Below are 18804 nucleotides of genomic sequence, written 5' to 3'. Positions count from 1 at the left end.
CGTGCCCCGGCCGTCGCCACGTGATCTACCCCCGAGTAGCATCCTTGGCATGGCAGAAACGAAGCAGGCGGACACCAAGGGCGCGGACAAGGGCGCGGAGCGCAAGGCGGCCCGGCTGGCCAAGGAGATCAAGGCCTTCGCCGGCAAGCACGGCGGCGCCGAGGGCCAGCTCGCCCACATCGGCCAGGCCGGCACCCGCATCGTCCTCGTCGGCACGGACGGCGGCTGGGGCGACCTGGTGGCCCCGACCTACGCGATCGCGGAGGCGGCCGCCGAGAAGGCCGGTCTCACGCTGCACGAGGAGTTCGACGGCGAGTTCGCCGCCAAGGTCGTCACCGGCCCGTACGAGTGGACCCGCATGGCCGGCATCCAGCTCGGCGGCCCGGCCAACGTCTGAGACCACCGGACGGGCCTCGGTCACCCGAGGCCGCCGGACAGGATCCGGCGCCTGAGGCCGCCGGGGCCGGGAGGCCGCCGGATGGCTCCAGGACGGCTTCCGGCGCCTGAGACCGCCGGTGCTCCGGAGGCGGCAACCTTGCGCGGGGGTCACCCGTTAGGAGGGGTGGAAGCCCGTCCGACGTGGGAGCCCCCGGAATGATCGACACTCCGAGCCTGGTCGACCAGTACTGCCACGGGGTGCTCCGCACGGAGCTCGGCCTCGGCACCTTCGAGCGTCATCTCGCTCCCGGCTCCGCAGCGCCCGCCGCGGGCACCACCTTCTTCGACACCCAGACCGGCTTCGCCGTACGGCGCTGGTGCCCGCCGCTCCTCGGTCTCGAACCGCACTGTCACCCCGCCCGCTACCTGGCCCGGCGCCGCGAGCTCGGCGTCCTGGAGACCGGGCGGCGTCTGCTGCGGGCCTCCGGCGTCACGACGTACCTCGTCGACACCGGATGGCCCGGCGACCTCACCGGGCCGGCCGAGCTGGCCGCCACCGCGGACGCCGCCGCGCACGAGATCGTCCGGCTCGAACTCCTCGCCCAGCAGGTCGCCGACACCTCCGGCACCGTCGACTCCTTCCTGGCCAACCTCGCCGAGGCCGTCCACGGGGCCGCGGCGGGCGCCGTCGCCTTCACCTCGGCCGCCGGCCAACGCGGCGGGCTCGCCGCCGTCCCCGAACCGCCCGGTCCCGGCGAGGTGCGCGGTGCGGCGGGCCGCTGGCTGGCCCGGCGCGCGGCCGGCACGGCCGTCGACGACCCGGTGCTGCTGCGCCATCTGCTGTGGGTCGCCGTCGGCGCCGGCCGGCCGCTCCAGCTGCACGTCGGCGACCGGGACCCCGGCGCGCTCGCGGGCTTCGCCGCCGCCACGGGCGGGCTCGGCACGGATCTGGTGCTGCTGCACGAGTACCCCCACCACCGCCAGGCGGCCCGGCTCGCCGCCCACTTCCCGCACGTCTACGCCGACCTCGGCCCGGTCGTCGCGCGCACCGGCGCGCGGGCCGCGGCCGTGCTCGCCGAGTTCCTCGAGCTGGCGCCGTTCGGCAAGCTGCTGTTCTCCAGCGGCGCCCGCGGACTGCCCGAGCTGCACGTGGTGGCCGCCGGCGTGTTCCGCGGGGCGCTCGCCCGGGTGCTCGGCGAGTGGGTGGGCGACGGCTCCTGGTCCCGTACGGACGCGCAGCGGGTCGCCGGCCTGCTCGCGGCGGGCAACGCCCGCCGGGTCTACGGGCTCGGGACCGCGGCCGGCACCCGTTGCTAGCGTCGGTACCGGCGGACGGTCACGGTGAGACGGCAGCCGTCCGACGGCCGGACGTCGCGGGGGTCAGGCCGTCGCCAGCTCGGGGTCGGCCTGGGCCGGGATCTCCGCGGTGGCCGTGGGGCGCTCGCGCAGGCTCAGGGCGAGCCGCAGCACCGCGATCCACATCAACGACGAGCCGAGCATGTGGGCGGCGACCAGGGCCTCAGGGACGCCCGTGAAGTACTGGAGGTAGCCCAGCGCTCCCTGCCCGACCAGCACGACCAGCAGGTCGCGGGCGCGCGCCCGGGTGTCGTCGGGCGCGTCGACCACGCGCAGGACCAGCCACATCGCGAGCGCGAGGGCGCACACCACCCAGGCGGCGATCGCGTGGACGTGGGCGGCGTTCGTCCAGTCCCACGGCATGCGCGGCACGTCGCTGCTGTCGCCGGCGTGCTTGCCGGCGCCGGTCACCGTCGTACCGAGCACGATGAGCAGCCCGGAGGCGAGGACGATCGCGAAGGACAGCTTGCGCACCGGGCGCGGGACGCGCGGCTTCGGCACGGTGTCGCCCTCACCGGCGCGGTGCCAGGTGACGACCGCCACCGTCAGGAGCGAGTTGGCGGCCAGGAAGTGCCCGGCCACCGTCCACGGGTTGAGGCCCATCCACACGGTGATGCCGCCGATGACGGCGTTGCTCATCACGATCCAGAACTGGGCCCAGGCGAGCCGGGAGAGCCCGCGGCGGCGCGGCTTCACCGACCGCGCGGCCACGATCGCCCAGCCGACGGCCGCCGACAGGACGTACGTCAGCATGCGGTTGCCGAACTCGATCAGGCCGCGGTAGCCCTGCTCGGGCGTGACGATCAGGCTGTCTTCCGTGCACTTGGGCCACGTGTCGCAGCCGAGTCCGGAACCGGTCAGCCGGACCGCGCCGCCGGTGACGATGATGAGCACGCTCATCACGACGGCGGACAGCGCGGCGCGCCGGAGCGTCCGGGGGGACGGGGTCCAGCGCCTGGCGATGAAGGCGAGGGGGGTCTGCACGGGCCCCATCGTAGGCGGGGGCTTGTGCATGCTTTCACGAGGGGGTGGTTACGGGGCGAGTCACCCCGAAACGTCACCCCGTGACTACGCGGCGCGTCACTCCCAGCGGAAGAACCGGGCCGCCGCGCCGAGCCCCACGACCGCCCAGACGGCGAGGATGAGGGCGTCGCCCCACGGCATCCCCGCACCGCCCTGAAGGACGTCGCGCAGTCCGTCGGACAGCGCCGAGATCGGCAGCAGCGCGAGCACGTCGCCCGCGGCGCCGAACTTCTCCAGCGGCACGATCACCCCGCCGCCGACCAGGAGCAGCAGGAACACCAGGTTCGCCGCCGCCAGCGTGGCCTCCGCCTTCAGGGTGCCGGCCATCAGCAGACCGAGCCCGGAGAAGGCGGCGGTGCCGAGGACGAGGAGGGCGAGCACGGCGAGCGGGTTCCCCTGCGGCGACCAGCCGAGCGCCAGCGCGATCACCGTGAGGAGCACCACCTGGAGCACCTCGGTGACGAGCACCGACAGCGTCTTGGCCGTCATCAGCGCCCAGCGCGGCAGCGGCGAGGCACCGAGCCGCTTGAGCACGCCGTAACGCCGCTCGAAGCCGGTCGCGATGGCCTGCCCGGTGAAGGCGGTGGACATCACGGCGAGCGCGAGCACGCCCGGGGCGAGGAAGTCGACGGCCTTGTCCGCGCCCGTGTCGACGATGTCGACCGTCGAGAACAGCACGAGCAGCAGGGAGGGGATGATCACCGTGAGCAGCAGCTGCTCGCCGTTGCGCAGCAGCATCCGCGTCTCGAGCGCGGCCTGCGCGGCGATCATCCGCCCGACGGGCGCCGCCCCCGGCCTCGGCGCGTACGTCCCCGCGCCCACGGTCCCGTTCGTGCTCACGAGCGCAGCTCCTTGCCGGTGTGGCCCGGGTTCATGACCTCAGCTCCTTGCCGGTCAGCTCCAGGCTGTGCTTTTCCGGGGGGCAACCCCCGGACCCCCGGCAGATATCGGTGTGGCCCGGGTTCATGACCTCAGCTCCTTGCCGGTCAGCTCCAGAAAGACGTCTTCGAGGGTGTGGCGTTCGACCGAGATCCGGTCGGGCATCACACCGTGCTGCGCGCACCAGCTGGTGACGGTGGCGAGCAGCTGGGGGCCCACGTCGCCGGTGATCCGGTACGTGCCGGGCAGCGGTTCCGCCGCGGAGCTGCCGTCGGGCAGGGCCTTCAGCAGCGAGCCGAGGTCGAGGCCGGGGCGGCCCGTGAAGCGCAGGGTGTTCTCGGCGCCGCCCCGGCACAGCTCCTCGGGGCTGCCCTGGGCGACGACTCGGCCGCCGTCGACGATGGCGACGTCGTCGGCGAGCTCCTCCGCCTCGTTCATGAAGTGGGTGGTCAGCACGACCGTCACGCCGTCGGCGCGCAGCTCGCGGACCAGGTCCCAGGTGGCGCGGCGGGCCTGCGGGTCGAGGCCGGCGGTGGGCTCGTCGAGGAAGACCAGCTCGGGGCGGCCCACGACGGCCATGGCGAGCGAGAGCCGCTGCTGCTGGCCGCCGGAGAGCCGCCGGTAGGTGGTGCGTCCGCAGGAGCCGAGGCCGAGGCGCTCGATCAGGGCGTCCACGTCGAGCGGGTGGGCGTGCAGCTTCGCCATGTGGCGGAGCATCTCGTCGGCGCGGGCGCCGGAGTAGACGCCGCCGGACTGGAGCATCACGCCGATCCGGGGCCGCAGGGCGGCCGCGTCGGCGACCGGGTCCAGGCCGAGGACGCGGACGGTGCCGGCGTCGGGCCTCCGGTAGCCCTCGCAGCTCTCGATCGTGGTGGTCTTGCCGGCCCCGTTGGGCCCGAGGACGGCGGTGACGGTGCCGGCCCGCACGTCGAGGTCGAGGCCGTCGACGGCGGTCTTCGTCCCGTACCGCTTGACCAGGCCCCGGACCCGGACCACGGACTCGTTTCGCATGCCGGGAAGTCTAGAGAGGTGCGCGGTGGCCCTCCGGCGCGGGTCGGGGTGAACGGTCCGGAATCGGGCAGGATCACCGTATGCCGGTGTTCGTCGGCACCTCAGGGTGGCAGTACCGGGACTGGCGGGGCGTGCTCTACGCCGAGGACGTGCCCCAGCGGCTCTGGCTGGAGGAGTACGCCCGGAACTTCGCGGTCGTCGAGAACAACAACGCCTTCTACCGGCTGCCCGAGAAGACCACCTTCGCGGCCTGGCGGGAGCGGACTCCCGAGGGCTTCGTCATGGCGGTGAAGGCCAGCCGCTACCTCACGCACATCAAGCGGCTGAAGGACCCGGAGGAGCCCGTGGCGCGGCTGATGGGCCGCGCGGAGGCGCTGGGCGACCGGCTGGGACCCGTACTGCTCCAGCTGCCGCCGACCCTCCGGGCCGACCCGGAGCTCCTGGACGCGGCGCTGGCCCGGTTTCCCGAGGGCACCCGGGTGGCGGTCGAGCCGCGGCACGAGTCGTGGTGGACGGAGGAGGTCCGGGGCGTCCTGGAGAAGCGGGGAGCCGCGCTGTGCTGGGCGGACCGCGGTTCCCGCCCGGTGGCCCCGCTGTGGCGGACGGCGGACTGGGCGTATCTGCGGCTGCACGAGGGCCGGGCGAGGCCGCATCCCTCGTACGGCCGCCAGGCGCTGGCGGGCTGGGCGGAGCGGCTGGCCGGGACCTGGCAGGACCGGGCGGACGTCTTCGTTTTCTTCAACAACGACCCGGGCGGGGCGGCGGTCCGCAACGCGGAAACTTTTCTCCGTGTGGCGGAGTCCCGCGGCCTGACGATCTACGCACCGTAGGGCCCTCCGATCGACCGGAAACCGCTGGTCACGGGGGGCGCGATTCGTCCTACGAATGATCGTTTCCGCAGGTCAGGTAAGCCTTACCTGCGTGACGTACGGCACCGTCGCGGGCCCCGGCCTCGCTTGTCAGTCCCTGATTAATTACGCAACAATGGCGTTGTGAAAAACGTCGGTGAGGCTCCCACGGAGGAACTCGCGACCGGTGAGCGATCCACGCGCAACCGGGTCGCGCGGTCCATCCTGGACCACGGGCCCTCGACCGTCGCCGATCTCGCCCAGCGGCTCGGCCTCACCCAGGCCGCCGTCCGCCGGCACCTCGACTCGCTGGTCACCGACAACGTGGTGGAAGCGCGCGAGAAGCGGGTCTACGGAGCCCGCACCCGCGGCAGGCCCGCCAAGGTCTTCGCGCTGACCGACTGCGGCCGGGACGCCTTCGACCAGTCCTACGACGCGCTGGCCGTCGAGGCACTGCGCTGGATCGAGCGGAACGCCGGGGGAGAGGCCGCGGTCGCCGCCTTCGCCCGCGACCGCGTCGAGGCCCAGGCCGAGGCGTACCGGGCGGCCGTCGAGTCCGCCGAGCCCGACCAGCGCACCGAGGCTCTGGCCAAGGCGCTGACCGCCGACGGGTACGCTGCCACTGCGCGCAACGCGCCGGTCGGCGAGCAGCTCTGCCAGCACCACTGCCCGGTCGCCCACGTCGCCGAGCAGTATCCGCAGCTGTGCGAGGCGGAGACGGAGATCTTCTCCCGCCTCCTCGGGACCCACGTCCAGCGCCTGGCCACCATCGCGCATGGTGACGGCGTCTGCACGACGTTCATCCCGCACGGCGCCCCCCAGACCACTTCATCCACAGCATCCGCAAGCACGGCCGGGAGGAACCCCGCATGACCACCGAGATCAGCCACCCCGAGCTCGAGGGCCTGGGTCGGTACGAGTACGGCTGGGCCGACTCGGACGCGGCGGGTGCCGCCGCGAAGCGAGGTCTCTCCGAGGACGTCGTCCGCGACATCTCCGCGAAGAAGAACGAGCCCGAGTGGATGCTGAAGCTGCGGCTCAAGGGTCTGCGGCTCTTCGACAAGAAGCCCATGCCGACCTGGGGCTCCGACCTGTCGGGCATCGACTTCGACAACATCAAGTACTTCGTGCGGTCCACCGAGAAGCAGGCCGAGTCCTGGGAGGACCTGCCGGAGGACATCAAGAACACGTACGACAAGCTCGGCATCCCGGAGGCGGAGAAGCAGCGCCTCGTCGCCGGTGTCGCCGCCCAGTACGAGTCCGAGGTCGTCTACCACCAGATCCGCGAGGACCTGGAGGAGCAGGGCGTCATCTTCGTCGACACCGACACCGCGCTGAAGGAGCACGAGGAGCTCTTCAAGGAGTACTTCGGCACCGTCATCCCGGTCGGCGACAACAAGTTCGCCTCCCTGAACACGGCCGTGTGGTCCGGCGGCTCCTTCATCTACGTGCCGAAGGGCGTGCACGTCGAGATCCCACTCCAGGCCTACTTCCGTATCAACACGGAGAACATGGGCCAGTTCGAGCGGACGCTGATCATCGTCGACGAGGACGCCTACGTCCACTACGTCGAGGGCTGCACCGCCCCGATCTACTCCTCGGACTCGCTGCACAGCGCCGTGGTCGAGATCATCGTCAAGAAGGGCGGCCGCTGCCGCTACACGACCATCCAGAACTGGTCGAACAACGTCTACAACCTGGTGACCAAGCGCGCCGTCGCCTACGAGGGCGCCACCATGGAGTGGGTCGACGGCAACATCGGCTCCAAGGTCACCATGAAGTACCCGGCCGTCTACCTGATGGGCGAGCACGCCAAGGGCGAGACCCTGTCCATCGCCTTCGCGGGCGAGGGCCAGCACCAGGACGCCGGCGCCAAGATGGTCCACATGGCCCCGAACACCTCCTCCAACATCGTCTCCAAGTCGGTGGCGCGAGGCGGCGGCCGTACCTCCTACCGCGGTCTCATCGAGATCGGCGAGGGTGCCCCGGGCGCCAAGTCGAACGTGCTGTGCGACGCCCTGCTCGTCGACACGATCTCCCGCTCGGACACGTACCCCTACGTGGACGTCCGCGAGGACGACGTCTCCATGGGCCACGAGGCCACCGTCTCCAAGGTCTCCGAGGACCAGCTCTTCTACCTGATGAGCCGCGGCCTCACCGAGTTCGAGGCGATGGCCATGATCGTCCGCGGCTTCGTCGAGCCCATCGCGAAGGAGCTGCCGATGGAGTACGCGCTGGAGCTCAACCGGCTGATCGAGCTGCAGATGGAAGGCGCGGTCGGCTGAGGCCTCAAGGCCTCGCCCCCGCCCCCCGTACCGCAGCACTGATTTCTTTTTGACGCAGGAAGAGAGCAACACGACAGCCATGGCTGAGGCTCAGAACATCCCCGCGGGCTCCACCACCGCGGGCTCGATCGCGGTGGCCGCCGAGTCCACCGTCGCCACGCGCATGAGCGCCCCGCCGTCCTTCGACGTCGCGGACTTCCCCGTCCCGCACGGCCGCGAGGAGGAGTGGCGCTTCACCCCGCTGGAGCGGCTCCGCGGCCTGCACGACGGCACCGCCGTCGCCACCGGCGAGGGCGTCCGCGTGGAGATCGAGGCCCCCGAGGGCGTCACCGTGGAGACCGTGGGCCGCGACGACGCGCGCCTCGGCAAGGCCGGCACGCCGGTCGACCGGGTCGCCGCCCAGGCGTACACCTCCTTCGAGAAGGCCTCGGTCGTCACCGTCGCCAAGGAGGCCGTGCTCACCGAGCCGATCCGCATTGCCGTGCACGGCGAGGGCGGGGTCGCCTTCGGCCACCAGGTGATCGAGCTCGGCGCCTTCGCCGAGGCGGTCGTCGTCCTCGACCACACCGGTGACGCGGTGCTCGCCGCCAACGTCGACTACGTGCTCGGCGACGGCGCCAAGCTCACCGTCGTCTCCGTCCAGGACTGGGACGAGAAGGCCGTCCACGTCGCCCAGCACAACGCGCTGGTCGGCCGTGACGCCTCCTTCAAGTCCGTCGTCGTGACCTTCGGCGGCGACGTCGTCCGTATCCACCCGCGCGTGACGTACGCGGCCCCCGGCGGCGAGGCCGAGCTCTTCGGCCTCTACTTCACCGACGCCGGCCAGCACCAGGAGCACCGCCTCCTGGTCACCCACAACGTGCCGCACTGCAAGTCCAACGTGGCCTACAAGGGCGCCCTGCAGGGTCAGGACGCCCACGCGGTCTGGATCGGCGACGTCCTCATCGAGGCCAAGGCCGAGGGCACCGACACCTACGAGCTCAACCGGAACCTCGTCCTCACCGACGGCGCCCGGGTCGACTCCGTGCCGAACCTGGAGATCGAGACCGGCGAGATCGCCGGCGCCGGCCACGCCTCCGCCACCGGCCGCTTCGACGACGAGCAGCTCTTCTACCTGATGGCCCGCGGCATCCCGGAGGCCGAGGCCCGCCGCCTCGTCGTCCGCGGCTTCTTCGCCGAGCTGGTCCAGCAGATCGGTCTGCCGGACGTCGAGGAGCGCCTCATCGCCAAGATCGAGGCCGAGCTGGAGGCGTCCGTCTGATGGCCTTCGTCCGCGCCTGTGCGCTGAGCGAGCTGGAGGAGGACACCCCGAAGCGGGTGGAACTCGACGGCACGCCGGTGTCCCTCGTCCAGACCGAGGGCGAGGTGTTCGCGATCCACGACATCTGCTCGCACGCCAACGTCTCCCTCTCGGAGGGCGAGGTCGAGGACTGCCAGATCGAGTGCTGGCTGCACGGATCCGCGTTCGACCTCCGCACCGGCAAGCCGTCCGGCCTTCCCGCGACGCGCCCCGTCCCCGTATACCCCGTAAAGATCGAAGGGGACGATGTGCTCGTCTCCGTCACCCAGGAGTCCTGAGTCACCCATGGCAACGCTTGAAATCCACGACCTGCACGTCTCCGTCGAGGCCGAGAACGGTCCGCGTGAGATCCTCAAGGGTGTCGACCTGACCATCAAGCAGGGCGAGACCCACGCCGTCATGGGCCCGAACGGCTCCGGCAAGTCGACCCTGGCGTACTCGCTGGCCGGCCACCCGAAGTACACGGTCACCGGCGGCACCGTCACCCTCGACGGCGAGGACGTCCTGGAGATGTCGGTCGACGAGCGCGCCCGCGCCGGCGTCTTCCTGGCCATGCAGTACCCGGTCGAGGTCCCCGGCGTCTCGGTCTCCAACTTCCTGCGCACCTCCGCCACCGCCGTCCGCGGCGAGGCGCCCAAGCTGCGCACCTGGGTGAAGGAGGTCAAGGAGGCCATGGAGAAGCTCCAGATGGACCCGGCCTTCGCCGAGCGCAACGTCAACGAGGGCTTCTCCGGCGGTGAGAAGAAGCGCCACGAGATCCTCCAGCTCGAGCTGCTCAAGCCGAAGATCGCGATCCTCGACGAGACCGACTCCGGCCTCGACGTCGACGCCCTGCGCATCGTCTCCGAGGGCGTCAACCGCGTCCGTGAGACCGGTGAGGTCGGCACCCTGCTGATCACGCACTACACGCGGATCCTCCGCTACATCAAGCCCGACTTCGTGCACGTCTTCGCGAACGGCCGCATCGTCGAGTCCGGCGGCGCCGAGCTCGCCGACCAGCTGGAGAACGAGGGCTACGACAAGTACGTGAAGGGTGGCGCATCCGCGTGACTTCCGCCCATCAGGGGCTGACCGGCCTCCTCGACACCGAGGCGATCCGCAAGGACTTCCCGCTCCTGGATCGCGTGGTCCACGACGGCAAGAAGATCGTGTACCTGGACTCCGCGGCGACCTCGCAGAAGCCGCGCCAGGTCCTCGACGCGCTCAACGCCTACTACGAGCGGCACAACGCCAACGTCCACCGCGGGGTCTACACGGTCGCCGAGGAGGCCACCGCGCTGTACGAGGGCGCCCGCGACAAGGTCGCCGCCTTCATCAACGCGCCGAGCCGCGACGAGGTGATCTTCACCAAGAACGCCTCCGAGTCGCTCAACCTCGTGGCCAACATGCTGGGCTGGGCCGACGAGCCCTACCGCGTGGACCACGAGACCGAGATCGTCATCACGGAGATGGAGCACCACTCCAACATCGTGCCGTGGCAGCTGCTCGCGCAGCGCACCGGCGCGAAGCTGAAGTGGTTCGGGCTCACCGACGAGGGCAGGCTCGACCTGTCCAACATCGAGGAGCTCATCACCGAGAAGACGAAGATCGTCTCCTTCACCCTGGTGTCGAACCTGCTCGGCACGTTCAACCCGGTGGAGACGATCATCCGTCGTGCCCAGGAGGTCGGTGCGCTCGTGTGCATCGACGCCTCCCAGGCGGCCCCGCACATGGTGCTCGACGTGCAGGCGCTGCAGGCCGACTTCGTGGCCTTCACCGGCCACAAGATGTGCGGCCCGACCGGCATCGGCGTGCTGTGGGGACGGCAGGAGCTCCTGGAGGACCTGCCGCCGTTCCTCGGTGGCGGCGAGATGATCGAGACCGTCTCGATGCACTCCTCCACCTACGCGCCGGCCCCGCACAAGTTCGAGGCGGGTACGCCCCCGATCGCCCAGGCCGTCGGCCTCGGCGCGGCCGTGGACTACCTGTCGGCGATCGGCATGGACAACATCTGGCGCCATGAGCACGCGATCACCGAGTACGCCGTCCGCCGCCTCCAGGAGGTGCCGGACCTGCGGATCATCGGCCCGACCACGGCCGAGGACCGCGGCGCGGCGATCTCCTTCACGCTCGGCGACATCCACCCGCACGACGTGGGCCAGGTCCTCGACGAGCAGGGCATCGCGGTCCGCGTCGGCCACCACTGCGCGCGCCCGGTCTGCCTGCGCTACGGAATTCCTGCGACCACGCGAGCGTCGTTCTATCTGTACTCCACCCCGGCCGAGGTCGACGCCCTGGTCGAGGGACTGGAGCACGTACGGAACTTCTTCGGCTAGGGGACGGCTCGTGAAGCTCGATTCGATGTACCAGGACGTCATCCTGGACCACTACAAGCACCCGCATGGTCGTGGTCTCCGGGACGGCGACGCCGAGGTGCACCACGTCAACCCGACCTGCGGTGACGAGATCACGCTCCGCGTGAAGTACGACGGCTCGCGCATCGAGGACGTGTCGTACGAGGGCCAGGGCTGCTCCATCAGCCAGGCCTCGGCGTCCGTGCTCAACGAGCTGCTCGTCGGCAAGGAGCTGGCCGAGGCGCAGAAGATCCAGGGCACCTTCCTGGAGCTGATGCAGTCCAAGGGCCAGATCGAGCCGGACGACGCGATGGAGGAGATCCTGGAGGACGCGGTCGCGTTCGCCGGTGTCTCGAAGTACCCGGCCCGGGTGAAGTGCGCGCTGCTGAGCTGGATGGCGTGGAAGGACGCGACCGCCCAGGCCCTGGGTGAACGACCTCAAGATTCTGCGAGGAAGTCGGCATGACCGAGAACGCCGAGGCCACGATGAAGCCGGCCTCCGAAGAAGAGATCCGCGAGGCGCTGTACGACGTCGTCGACCCCGAGCTGGGCATCGACGTGGTCAACCTGGGCCTGATCTACGGAATCCACATCGACGACTCCAACGTCGCGACGCTGGACATGACCCTGACGTCGGCGGCCTGTCCGCTGACCGACGTGATCGAGGACCAGGCGAAGGCCGCCACCGACGGCATCGTCAACGAGCTGAAGATCAACTGGGTCTGGATGCCGCCGTGGGGCCCGGACAAGATCACGGACGACGGCCGCGAGCAGCTGCGCGCGCTGGGCTTCAACGTCTGACGGCAGCGACGGCACGCGGAAGGGCCGCACCCCTCGGGGGTGCGGCCCTTCGCGCGTCCGCGGGAGTGCGCGGGAGTCCGCCGGCGTCGGCTCAGTAGGGCGTCGCGGCCGTCTGGGCCAGGACCGGGGCCAGGTTCTCCTTGCGGATGCGCTGGTCGACGTAGAGGAGGCCGGAGACCAGGGGGAGGAACGGGGCGAAGACCGCCTGGGTGATCAGCTGGGCGGCGGTGACGAGGATCATGACGCCGCCGAAGACGGCGATCACGTCGCCCGGTGTCGGGTTGTCGCCGGGGTCGTAGACCGACATGGGGACCATGCCGGCGAAGGAGACGATCTGCTGGATCACCATGCTCACCACGCCGACCATCAGGCCGACGAGGATCGTGATGCCGAAGATCCGCCACCAGGAGCCGCGGACCAGGGCCGAGGAGCGGCGCAGGGAGCCCAGCGGGCCCTGGTGCTCGATGACGGCGGCCGCCGGGGCCAGGCTGTACTTGACCCAGAGCCACACGACGAGGGGCATGGTCGCGAAGGTGGCGAGGAAGAACAGCAGACCCGCCACGGCCAGGCCCGCGCCGTCGTCGCCCGAACCACTTTCGGAGGCGGCGACGCCCGCGATCACGCCCGCGATCAGCAGGCCGAAGCCGACGAAGACGAGCACCATCGGCAGGATCACGGCGAGCGTCGACAGGAACAGCGAGCCGATCACGGAGCCCAGGCGGGACCAGGCGCGGCGCCACGTGGCGCCGAAGCCCATGGGCCGGCCGAGGACGGCTTCCTGGAGCACCGCCGGGACGGCGGCGTAGACGAGGCCGCTGGCGACGATCCAGCCGGCCATGGCCACGAGCCAGACGAGGACGAAGGCCACGATCAGCGGCCGCACGTCGTCGAAGCCGGCGGAATCACCGGCGGGCGTGGCGTCCAGCCGGTCCAGGTCGTCGCCGACGGCCAGCCAGCCGAGCGCGAGCGCCCCGCCCATCAGCACCGTCGCGCCCGTGTAGGCGACCAGCGCCACGCCGACCAGCGACTTCCAGTAGCGCCCGTACGTGCTGAAGACGCCGTTCAGGATGGCGCCGAGGCCCAGCGGCGCCAGGGGTATCACGCCGGGCTTCGGCGGAGGCGGCGGAGGAGCGTAGCCGTACCCGTATCCGTACGGCCCCGAAGGGTATGTCATGCGCACACCGTATCGGGCGCCGTTGTGTACGGCCGTACGCATCGATGGGTACCCTCGTCCTCATGGGATACGGACTGCTCGCGGGGGCCATAGCGGCCGAGATCGTGGCCACCACCTCGATGAAGTACAGCGAGGGCTTCTCCCGGCTCGTCCCCTCGCTGGTCACCGGCGCCGGCTATCTGCTCGCCTTCGCCCTGCTCGCCAAGGCACTCAAGACCCTCGAGGTCGGCACCGCCTACGCCATCTGGTCCGGCGTCGGCACCGCGGCCGTCGCCGCCATCGGCGCCCTCTTCCTCGGAGAGTCCATGACCCTCGCCAAGATCGCCGGAATCCTCCTGATCATCGCCGGCGTCACCGTCCTCAACCTCGGCGGCGCACACTGATGCCCCCCACCCCCGCGGGCCCCCGCCCCCGCCGCCACGACCCCGGGCGGCGCGAGCGGATCGTCGAGGCCGCCCTCCGCGTCGTCGGCCGCGGCGGCATCGCCGGACTGAGCCACCGCACCGTCGCCGCCGAGGCCGACGTGCCGCTCGGCTCCACCACGTACCACTTCGCCTCCCTCGACGAACTCCTCGTCGCCGCCCTGCGCAAGGCCAACGACAACTTCGGGCGCGCCCTGCGCGAGAGCCCCGAGCTCGCCGACCCCGCCACCGACCTCGCCGCCGTCCTCGCCCGGCTCATGGGCACGTGGATCGGCGGCGAGCGCAGCGGCGTGGAGCTGGAGTACGAGCTCTACCTCGCCGCCCTGCGCCGCCCCGCCCTGCGGCCCGTCGCCGCCGAGTGGGCCGAGGACGTCGGCGGCGTGCTCGCCGCGCGCACCGACCCGGCCACCGCCCGGGGCGTCGTCGCCCTGATGGACGGCATCTGCCTCCAGGTCCTGCTCACGGGCGGCCGGTACGACGAGGAGTACGCGCGCGAGATGCTCGCCCGGCTCCTGAACGAAGGCCCGAAACCCCGGACCGCGGGCTCGTCCGAACCGCCAGGGCAGCGGACCGACACCTGAGACCGGTTGGCCCGCGCGGGGGCCCGACCGTTAGGTTTTCCGTCATGACCACTGCTCCTCGCACCACCGGCGCCGTCGCCGCCGGCCTCGCCACCATCGCCGGCGACGGCACCGTTCTCGACACCTGGTTCCCCGCCCCCGAGCTGACCGACGCCCCCGGCCCCGCCGGCACCGAGCGCCTCGACGCCGACGCGGCCGTCGACGCCCTCGGCGAGGGCGCCGCCAAGGCCCTCGGCGTGGACGCCCGCCGCGGTGTCGAGGTGGTCGCCGTGCGCACCGTCATTGCCTCGCTCGACGACAAGCCGCTCGACGCCCACGACGTCTACCTGCGGCTCCACCTGCTCAGCCACCGCCTGGTCAAGCCGCACGGCCAGAGCCTGGACGGCATCTTCGGCCACCTCGCCAACGTCGCCTGGACCTCGCTCGGCCCGGTCGCCGTCGACGACATCGAGAAGGTGCGGCTCAACGCCCGCGCCGAGGGCCTGCACCTCCAGGTCACCTCGATCGACAAGTTCCCCCGCATGACCGACTACGTCGTGCCCGCCGGCGTCCGCATCGCCGACGCCGACCGCGTCCGCCTCGGCGCCCACCTCGCCGCCGGCACCACCGTCATGCACGAGGGCTTCGTCAACTTCAACGCCGGCACCCTCGGCACCTCCATGGTCGAGGGCCGCATCTCCGCCGGCGTCGTCATCGGCGACGGCTCCGACATCGGCGGCGGCGCCTCCACCATGGGCACCCTGTCCGGCGGCGGCAACGTGATCATCTCCGTCGGCGAGCGCTGCCTCATCGGCGCCGAGGCGGGCGTCGGCATCGCGCTCGGCGACGAGTGCGTCGTCGAGGCCGGTCTCTACGTCACCGCCGGCACCCGGGTCACCATGCCGGACGGCGAGATCGTCAAGGCCCGCGACCTCTCCGGCGCCTCGAACATCCTCTTCCGCCGCAACTCGGTCACCGGCGCCGTCGAGGCCCGCCCGAACAACGCGGTCTGGGGCGGCCTCAACGAGATCCTGCACAGCCACAACTGATCCCCGTGCGCCGCGAACGGCCCGCCGCCCCGCGAAGGGGCGGCGGGCCGTCCCGCGTCTCTGGCATGATCGCCCTGCGCGACAGGAGGTCGTCCAGAAGGAATCAGCACATGACCGAACAGCGTGTCGCCCTCGTCACGGGCTCGTCCTCCGGCATCGGGGCCGCCGTCGCCCGCCGCCTCGCGGCCGCCGGCTACCGGGTCGTCGTCAACTCCGCCCGCTCCGTCGAGGCGGGCCAGAAGCTCGCCGCCGAACTCCCCGGCGCCCACTACCTCCAGGCCGACGTCTCCGACGAGACCCAGGCCGCCCGGCTCGTCGAGGAGACGGTGGCGCACTTCGGCCGCCTCGACCTGCTCGTCAACAGCGCCGGCATCACGAGGTTCATCCCGCACGACGACTTCGCGGCCGCCTCGCCCGACGTCTGGCGGCTCCTCTACGACGTCAACGTCATCGGCGTCTGGCAGACCGTCACCGCCGCCGTTCCCCATCTGCGCGAGACCCGCGGCGCCGTCGTGAACATCTCCTCGCAGGCCGGGGTCCGGCCCGGCGGCAGCTCCATCCCGTACGCCGTGACGAAGGCGGCCGTCAACCACATGACCAAGCTGCTCGCCAAGACCCTCGGGCCCGACGTGCGGGTCAACGCGGTCGCGCCGGGACTGATCGACACCCCGTGGTTCGACGGGGTCGAGGGCGCCGACGCCGCCAAGGAGCACGTGGCATCGGTCGTGCCGCTGCGCCGGGTGGGCCGCCCGGAGGACATCGCCGAGGCCGTCCACGACCTGGCGAACGCCTCGTACATCACGGGCGAGGTGCTGCTCGTGGACGGCGGCGGGCACCTGCTCGGCTGACGGCCGGACACCGGCCGCCGGGGCACCCCTCAGAGGGTCAGCTTGAACCCGTCATGGCTGCGGGCGAAGCCCAGCGACGCGTAGAAGCGGTGGGCGTCGGTGCGGGACTTGTTGCTGGTCAGCTGGACCAGCGCGCAGCCGCGGGCGCGGGCCCGCGCGACGGCCCGGGACATCAGCTCGCGGCCGAGACCGCCGCCGCGCCGGTCGGCCCTGATCCGCACCGCCTCGATCAGGGCCCGCTCGGCGCCGCCCTTGCCGAGGCCCGGGATGTACGTGGCCTGGAGGCAGCCGACGACCGGGCCGCCGGCCGAGTCGTCGACGAGCACCAGCATCTCGTTGCGCGGGTCGGCCTCGATGTCCGCGAACGCACGCTCGTGGGCGGGGGTCACGGTCACCGAGGCCGGGTCGACCACGCGCTCCTCGTCGGCGAGGAGCGCGAGGACGGCGGGCAGGTCGGCACGGGTGGCGGGACGCAGCAGCACGGCCGCAGTCTCGCACACCCGTGCCCGCCCGTTGATCACGGGCGGAAGCGCAGCACCTGCGGGTCGTGGTCGCTGTTCTGGTCCGCGAACTCCGCGTTGACGTGCACGCTGTCGTACTCGAAGTGGTGCACGCCGGGGCTGGTCAGGATCTGGTCGAGGACCTGGCTGTTGCCCTGGTAGACGTACGAGTAGCGCTCCTCGGCCGGCAGCGACTTCACGGCCGGGAACAGCGCGCCGCCGTCGGTCAGCGCCTGCGTCGTGCCGGAGAACTCGAAGTCGTTGATGTCGCCGAGGACGAGCACGTCGGCCTGCTTGTCGAGGGCGATGACGTCCTTGACGAAGGCGTTGACCGCCTGGGCCTGGAGCAGTCGCTTGGCCTCGGAGGAGCGGGCCGGCGGCTGGTGGTGCGAGACGATCGACTCGTCGCCGCCCTTGGAACCGAAGTGGTTGGCGACCACGATGACCGTGCGGCCGCGGAAGCGGAACTCGCCCGCGAGCGGCTTGCGGCTGTTCTCCCACGCGGTGTTCGCCGGGTCGATCCGGCCGGGGGAGAGGGTCAGGTGGGCGTCGCCCTTGCTGCCGGTGACCGCGGTCGCGGTGGTCGCGTCGCCGCCCGCGCGGTCGACGAAGGAGACCCGCTCGGGGTTGAAGAGGAAGACCTGACGGATGTTGCCGCCGGGCTCGCCGCCGTCCTTCCCGTTCTGCGGGTCGATCGAGCGCCACTCGTACGCCGGGCCGCCGGCCGCGACGATCGCCGCGGTGAACTTCTTCAGCGTCTCGCCGGCCGTCACCGTGCCGTCGTTCTTGGCGCCGTTGTCGTCCTGGATCTCCTCCAGGGCGACGATGTCGGGCGAGGCGAGGTTCTCGACGACCGCCTTGGCGAGCGCGTCGAACTTCTCCTGCGGGTCGCTCGGGTCGAGGTTCTCGACGTTGTACGTGGCGACCGCCAGCTCGTTCTTGTGCTGCTTCTCGGTCACCTCGCGCTCCAGGCCGAGGTCCACGTGCTCGCCCAGCTTGCCGGCGACCAGGGTGTAGCCGCCGAACTGGTTGAAGTCCAGCGGGCCCTCGGTGGTGCCGGCCAGCCAGTCACCGACGTTCGCCTTGGGGAAGGGCTGCTGGGCGACCGGGGCGAGCTGCTGGACCTGGAGCCGCCCGGTGTTCTGGGAGTCGTACGAACCGTAGACCGTGCCGCCGCGGCTGTTGTCGTTCTCGAACGGCTTCACCGTCACCCACAGCTCGTGGTACGGGTCGGTGGCGCCGACCACGCGCGAGGAGCCGATGCGGACGTTGGTGCCCTCCAGGGACTCGTAGTAGTCCAGGGCGTAGGTCTCCGGGTCCAGGGTGAGCCCGTTGATCGAGCCGCCGGCCGCCGGGTCGCCCGCGGGGGTGTACGCGTCTGGGACGGAACCGGCCCAGATGGTCACGGCGGCCGGGACCTGGTTGCCCTTGGACAGGACGGTGACCGCCGGCTTGGAGAGCTGGGTCAGCGACTGGTTGCCGGAGTTCAGGCCGCCCGGCACGTACTCGGTGACCGTGCCGTTGACGCTCACCGAGTCGCCGACCGCGACCGTCGGGGCGGAGCTGGTGAAGACGAAGATTCCCTCGCTGGTGGCCGGGTTGTCGTCGGCCTGCGGGTCCTGGATCCAGAAGCCGCGCGAGCCGTAGGTGCGCACGGCCGTGACGATGCCCGTGACACCGGTGACCTGCTTGCCGACGAGCGGCGAGACCCGGGTGGTGCCCTGGATGTCGTGGATCCGGACGGAGGCCGCCGCGGTGGTCGCGGCTGCGGTCCCGGTGGCGGTCGCCTCGTCGGCGGAGGCGGACGCGCCGCTCACCAGACCGGCGGCGAGGGCGGCGGAGACGACGGCGGCGACGGCCGCGGATCTCGGTATGGAGGAAGACATCAACGGACTCCGTGAGGGTTTGGACATTCGATCGAACGATCTACGCGCGTCAATTTCGTGGCCCGAGGGCGCACTTGTCAAGGGTTGACGGGTGTACGAAGGCTGACGCCTGTGTGAACCGACAGACGGCTCCCCGAATGCGTCTACGCTG

21 protein-coding genes are annotated in these 18804 nt (G+C 71.3%); 15 read left to right on the top strand and 6 right to left on the bottom strand.

Annotated elements, in window-relative coordinates; translation table 11 throughout:
• Positions 1 to 49 precede the first annotated feature (49 nt).
• Positions 50 to 397 (top strand): hypothetical protein, encoded by a 348-nt coding sequence (locus ACFVGS_RS22600; RefSeq protein WP_384413046.1) that lies wholly within the window; start codon positions 50 to 52, stop codon positions 395 to 397.
• A 197-nt stretch (positions 398 to 594) separates the two neighbouring features.
• The gene (locus tag ACFVGS_RS22595) at positions 595 to 1695 is read left to right on the top strand and encodes an amidohydrolase (RefSeq protein ID WP_384413048.1); all 1101 of its coding nucleotides are present in this window, start codon (positions 595 to 597) and stop codon (positions 1693 to 1695) included.
• Between the two features lie 63 nt (positions 1696 to 1758).
• Here ACFVGS_RS22595 and ACFVGS_RS22590 read toward each other — a convergent pair whose 3' ends face one another.
• The 3 genes from ACFVGS_RS22590 to ACFVGS_RS22580 form a co-directional block, all read right to left on the bottom strand.
• Positions 1759 to 2748, bottom strand: coding sequence for a heme A synthase (locus tag ACFVGS_RS22590; protein WP_385693453.1), 990 nt, complete (start codon positions 2746 to 2748; stop codon positions 1759 to 1761).
• Between the two features lie 66 nt (positions 2749 to 2814).
• Positions 2815 to 3528, bottom strand: a complete 714-nt coding sequence (locus ACFVGS_RS22585) for an ABC transporter permease (RefSeq protein WP_384413346.1) — start codon at positions 3526 to 3528, stop codon at positions 2815 to 2817.
• Between the two features lie 192 nt (positions 3529 to 3720).
• On the bottom strand, positions 3721 to 4647 hold the full coding sequence (locus tag ACFVGS_RS22580) for an ABC transporter ATP-binding protein (RefSeq protein ID WP_385693452.1): 927 nt from the start codon (positions 4645 to 4647) through the stop codon (positions 3721 to 3723).
• Between the two features lie 80 nt (positions 4648 to 4727).
• Between ACFVGS_RS22580 and ACFVGS_RS22575 the strand changes: the two genes are divergently transcribed.
• From ACFVGS_RS22575 to ACFVGS_RS22535, 9 genes are all read left to right on the top strand, one after another.
• Positions 4728 to 5477, top strand: coding sequence for a DUF72 domain-containing protein (locus tag ACFVGS_RS22575; protein WP_384413055.1), 750 nt, complete (start codon positions 4728 to 4730; stop codon positions 5475 to 5477).
• 162 nt (positions 5478 to 5639) lie between these two features.
• On the top strand, positions 5640 to 6368 hold the full coding sequence (locus ACFVGS_RS22570) for a helix-turn-helix transcriptional regulator (protein ID WP_385693451.1): 729 nt from the start codon (positions 5640 to 5642) through the stop codon (positions 6366 to 6368).
• Complete coding sequence (gene sufB, locus ACFVGS_RS22565; protein WP_384413061.1) at positions 6365 to 7780, top strand: Fe-S cluster assembly protein SufB; 1416 nt, start codon at positions 6365 to 6367, stop codon at positions 7778 to 7780. The genes ACFVGS_RS22570 and sufB overlap by 4 nt, the downstream gene beginning before the upstream one ends.
• A 79-nt stretch (positions 7781 to 7859) precedes the next feature.
• Positions 7860 to 9041, top strand: coding sequence for a Fe-S cluster assembly protein SufD (gene sufD / locus ACFVGS_RS22560; protein ID WP_385693450.1), 1182 nt, complete (start codon positions 7860 to 7862; stop codon positions 9039 to 9041).
• Positions 9041 to 9358 (top strand): non-heme iron oxygenase ferredoxin subunit, encoded by a 318-nt coding sequence (locus tag ACFVGS_RS22555; RefSeq protein WP_356691724.1) that lies wholly within the window; start codon positions 9041 to 9043, stop codon positions 9356 to 9358. The genes sufD and ACFVGS_RS22555 overlap by 1 nt, the downstream gene beginning before the upstream one ends.
• A 7-nt stretch (positions 9359 to 9365) precedes the next feature.
• Positions 9366 to 10130 carry a Fe-S cluster assembly ATPase SufC gene (gene sufC / locus ACFVGS_RS22550; RefSeq protein ID WP_384413067.1) on the top strand — a complete coding sequence of 255 codons (765 nt, stop codon included), beginning with the start codon at positions 9366 to 9368 and terminating at the stop codon, positions 10128 to 10130.
• On the top strand, positions 10127 to 11395 hold the full coding sequence (locus ACFVGS_RS22545) for a cysteine desulfurase (RefSeq protein ID WP_384413070.1): 1269 nt from the start codon (positions 10127 to 10129) through the stop codon (positions 11393 to 11395). The genes sufC and ACFVGS_RS22545 overlap by 4 nt, the downstream gene beginning before the upstream one ends.
• A gap of 10 nt (positions 11396 to 11405) precedes the next feature.
• Positions 11406 to 11879 (top strand): Fe-S cluster assembly sulfur transfer protein SufU, encoded by a 474-nt coding sequence (gene sufU, locus ACFVGS_RS22540; protein WP_384413072.1) that lies wholly within the window; start codon positions 11406 to 11408, stop codon positions 11877 to 11879.
• Positions 11876 to 12214, top strand: a complete 339-nt coding sequence (locus ACFVGS_RS22535; RefSeq protein WP_384413075.1) for a metal-sulfur cluster assembly factor — start codon at positions 11876 to 11878, stop codon at positions 12212 to 12214. Before sufU ends, ACFVGS_RS22535 begins: the two co-directional genes overlap by 4 nt.
• A 91-nt stretch (positions 12215 to 12305) precedes the next feature.
• Here ACFVGS_RS22535 and ACFVGS_RS22530 read toward each other — a convergent pair whose 3' ends face one another.
• Positions 12306 to 13388, bottom strand: a complete 1083-nt coding sequence (locus ACFVGS_RS22530) for an oxidoreductase (protein WP_384413078.1) — start codon at positions 13386 to 13388, stop codon at positions 12306 to 12308.
• Between the two features lie 44 nt (positions 13389 to 13432).
• On the opposite strand from ACFVGS_RS22530, the gene ACFVGS_RS22525 reads away from it, so the two are divergent.
• From ACFVGS_RS22525 to ACFVGS_RS22510, 4 genes are all read left to right on the top strand, one after another.
• The gene (locus ACFVGS_RS22525) at positions 13433 to 13771 is read left to right on the top strand and encodes a DMT family transporter (RefSeq protein WP_384413081.1); all 339 of its coding nucleotides are present in this window, start codon (positions 13433 to 13435) and stop codon (positions 13769 to 13771) included.
• Positions 13771 to 14391 (top strand): TetR/AcrR family transcriptional regulator, encoded by a 621-nt coding sequence (locus tag ACFVGS_RS22520; protein WP_384413084.1) that lies wholly within the window; start codon positions 13771 to 13773, stop codon positions 14389 to 14391. Before ACFVGS_RS22525 ends, ACFVGS_RS22520 begins: the two co-directional genes overlap by 1 nt.
• Before the next feature lie 44 nt (positions 14392 to 14435).
• Complete coding sequence (dapD, locus tag ACFVGS_RS22515) at positions 14436 to 15419, top strand: 2,3,4,5-tetrahydropyridine-2,6-dicarboxylate N-succinyltransferase (RefSeq protein ID WP_385435387.1); 984 nt, start codon at positions 14436 to 14438, stop codon at positions 15417 to 15419.
• 110 nt (positions 15420 to 15529) lie between these two features.
• Entirely contained in the window at positions 15530 to 16267 is a 738-nt protein-coding gene (locus ACFVGS_RS22510) for an SDR family NAD(P)-dependent oxidoreductase (protein WP_384413090.1), read from the top strand.
• Positions 16268 to 16296: 29 nt separating this feature from the next.
• On the opposite strand, the gene ACFVGS_RS22505 is transcribed toward ACFVGS_RS22510, so the two are convergent.
• Entirely contained in the window at positions 16297 to 16749 is a 453-nt protein-coding gene (locus ACFVGS_RS22505) for a GNAT family N-acetyltransferase (protein ID WP_384413093.1), read from the bottom strand.
• A gap of 35 nt (positions 16750 to 16784) precedes the next feature.
• The gene (locus ACFVGS_RS22500; RefSeq protein ID WP_385693449.1) at positions 16785 to 18653 is read right to left on the bottom strand and encodes an endonuclease/exonuclease/phosphatase family protein; all 1869 of its coding nucleotides are present in this window, start codon (positions 18651 to 18653) and stop codon (positions 16785 to 16787) included.
• Positions 18654 to 18804: the final 151 nt, after the last annotated feature.

It is taken from the genome of Streptomyces sp. NPDC127114 (genome assembly GCF_042677525.1).
Classification (GTDB): Bacteria; Actinomycetota; Actinomycetes; order Streptomycetales; family Streptomycetaceae; genus Streptomyces.
This window is presented reverse-complemented; position numbering and strand designations above follow the sequence as displayed.

Bases quoted from the DNA above. Each gene is read 5' to 3' on its own strand.
- ACFVGS_RS22600 (WP_384413046.1), top strand. From the start codon at position 50: ATGGCAGAAACGAAGCAGGCGGACACCAAGGGCGCGGACAAGGGCGCG.
- ACFVGS_RS22595 (WP_384413048.1), top strand. From the start codon at position 595: ATGATCGACACTCCGAGCCTGGTCGACCAGTACTGCCACGGGGTGCTC.
- ACFVGS_RS22590 (WP_385693453.1), bottom strand. From the start codon at position 2,748: ATGCACAAGCCCCCGCCTACGATGGGGCCCGTGCAGACCCCCCTCGCC.
- ACFVGS_RS22585 (WP_384413346.1), bottom strand. From the start codon at position 3,528: ATGATCGCCGCGCAGGCCGCGCTCGAGACGCGGATGCTGCTGCGCAAC.
- ACFVGS_RS22580 (WP_385693452.1), bottom strand. From the start codon at position 4,647: ATGCGAAACGAGTCCGTGGTCCGGGTCCGGGGCCTGGTCAAGCGGTAC.
- ACFVGS_RS22575 (WP_384413055.1), top strand. From the start codon at position 4,728: ATGCCGGTGTTCGTCGGCACCTCAGGGTGGCAGTACCGGGACTGGCGG.
- sufB (WP_384413061.1), top strand. From the start codon at position 6,365: ATGACCACCGAGATCAGCCACCCCGAGCTCGAGGGCCTGGGTCGGTAC.
- sufD (WP_385693450.1), top strand. From the start codon at position 7,860: ATGGCTGAGGCTCAGAACATCCCCGCGGGCTCCACCACCGCGGGCTCG.
- ACFVGS_RS22555 (WP_356691724.1), top strand. From the start codon at position 9,041: ATGGCCTTCGTCCGCGCCTGTGCGCTGAGCGAGCTGGAGGAGGACACC.
- sufC (WP_384413067.1), top strand. From the start codon at position 9,366: ATGGCAACGCTTGAAATCCACGACCTGCACGTCTCCGTCGAGGCCGAG.
- ACFVGS_RS22535 (WP_384413075.1), top strand. From the start codon at position 11,876: ATGACCGAGAACGCCGAGGCCACGATGAAGCCGGCCTCCGAAGAAGAG.
- ACFVGS_RS22530 (WP_384413078.1), bottom strand. From the start codon at position 13,388: ATGACATACCCTTCGGGGCCGTACGGATACGGGTACGGCTACGCTCCT.
- ACFVGS_RS22525 (WP_384413081.1), top strand. From the start codon at position 13,433: ATGGGTACCCTCGTCCTCATGGGATACGGACTGCTCGCGGGGGCCATA.
- ACFVGS_RS22520 (WP_384413084.1), top strand. From the start codon at position 13,771: ATGCCCCCCACCCCCGCGGGCCCCCGCCCCCGCCGCCACGACCCCGGG.
- dapD (WP_385435387.1), top strand. From the start codon at position 14,436: ATGACCACTGCTCCTCGCACCACCGGCGCCGTCGCCGCCGGCCTCGCC.
- ACFVGS_RS22510 (WP_384413090.1), top strand. From the start codon at position 15,530: ATGACCGAACAGCGTGTCGCCCTCGTCACGGGCTCGTCCTCCGGCATC.
- ACFVGS_RS22500 (WP_385693449.1), bottom strand. From the start codon at position 18,653: ATGTCTTCCTCCATACCGAGATCCGCGGCCGTCGCCGCCGTCGTCTCC.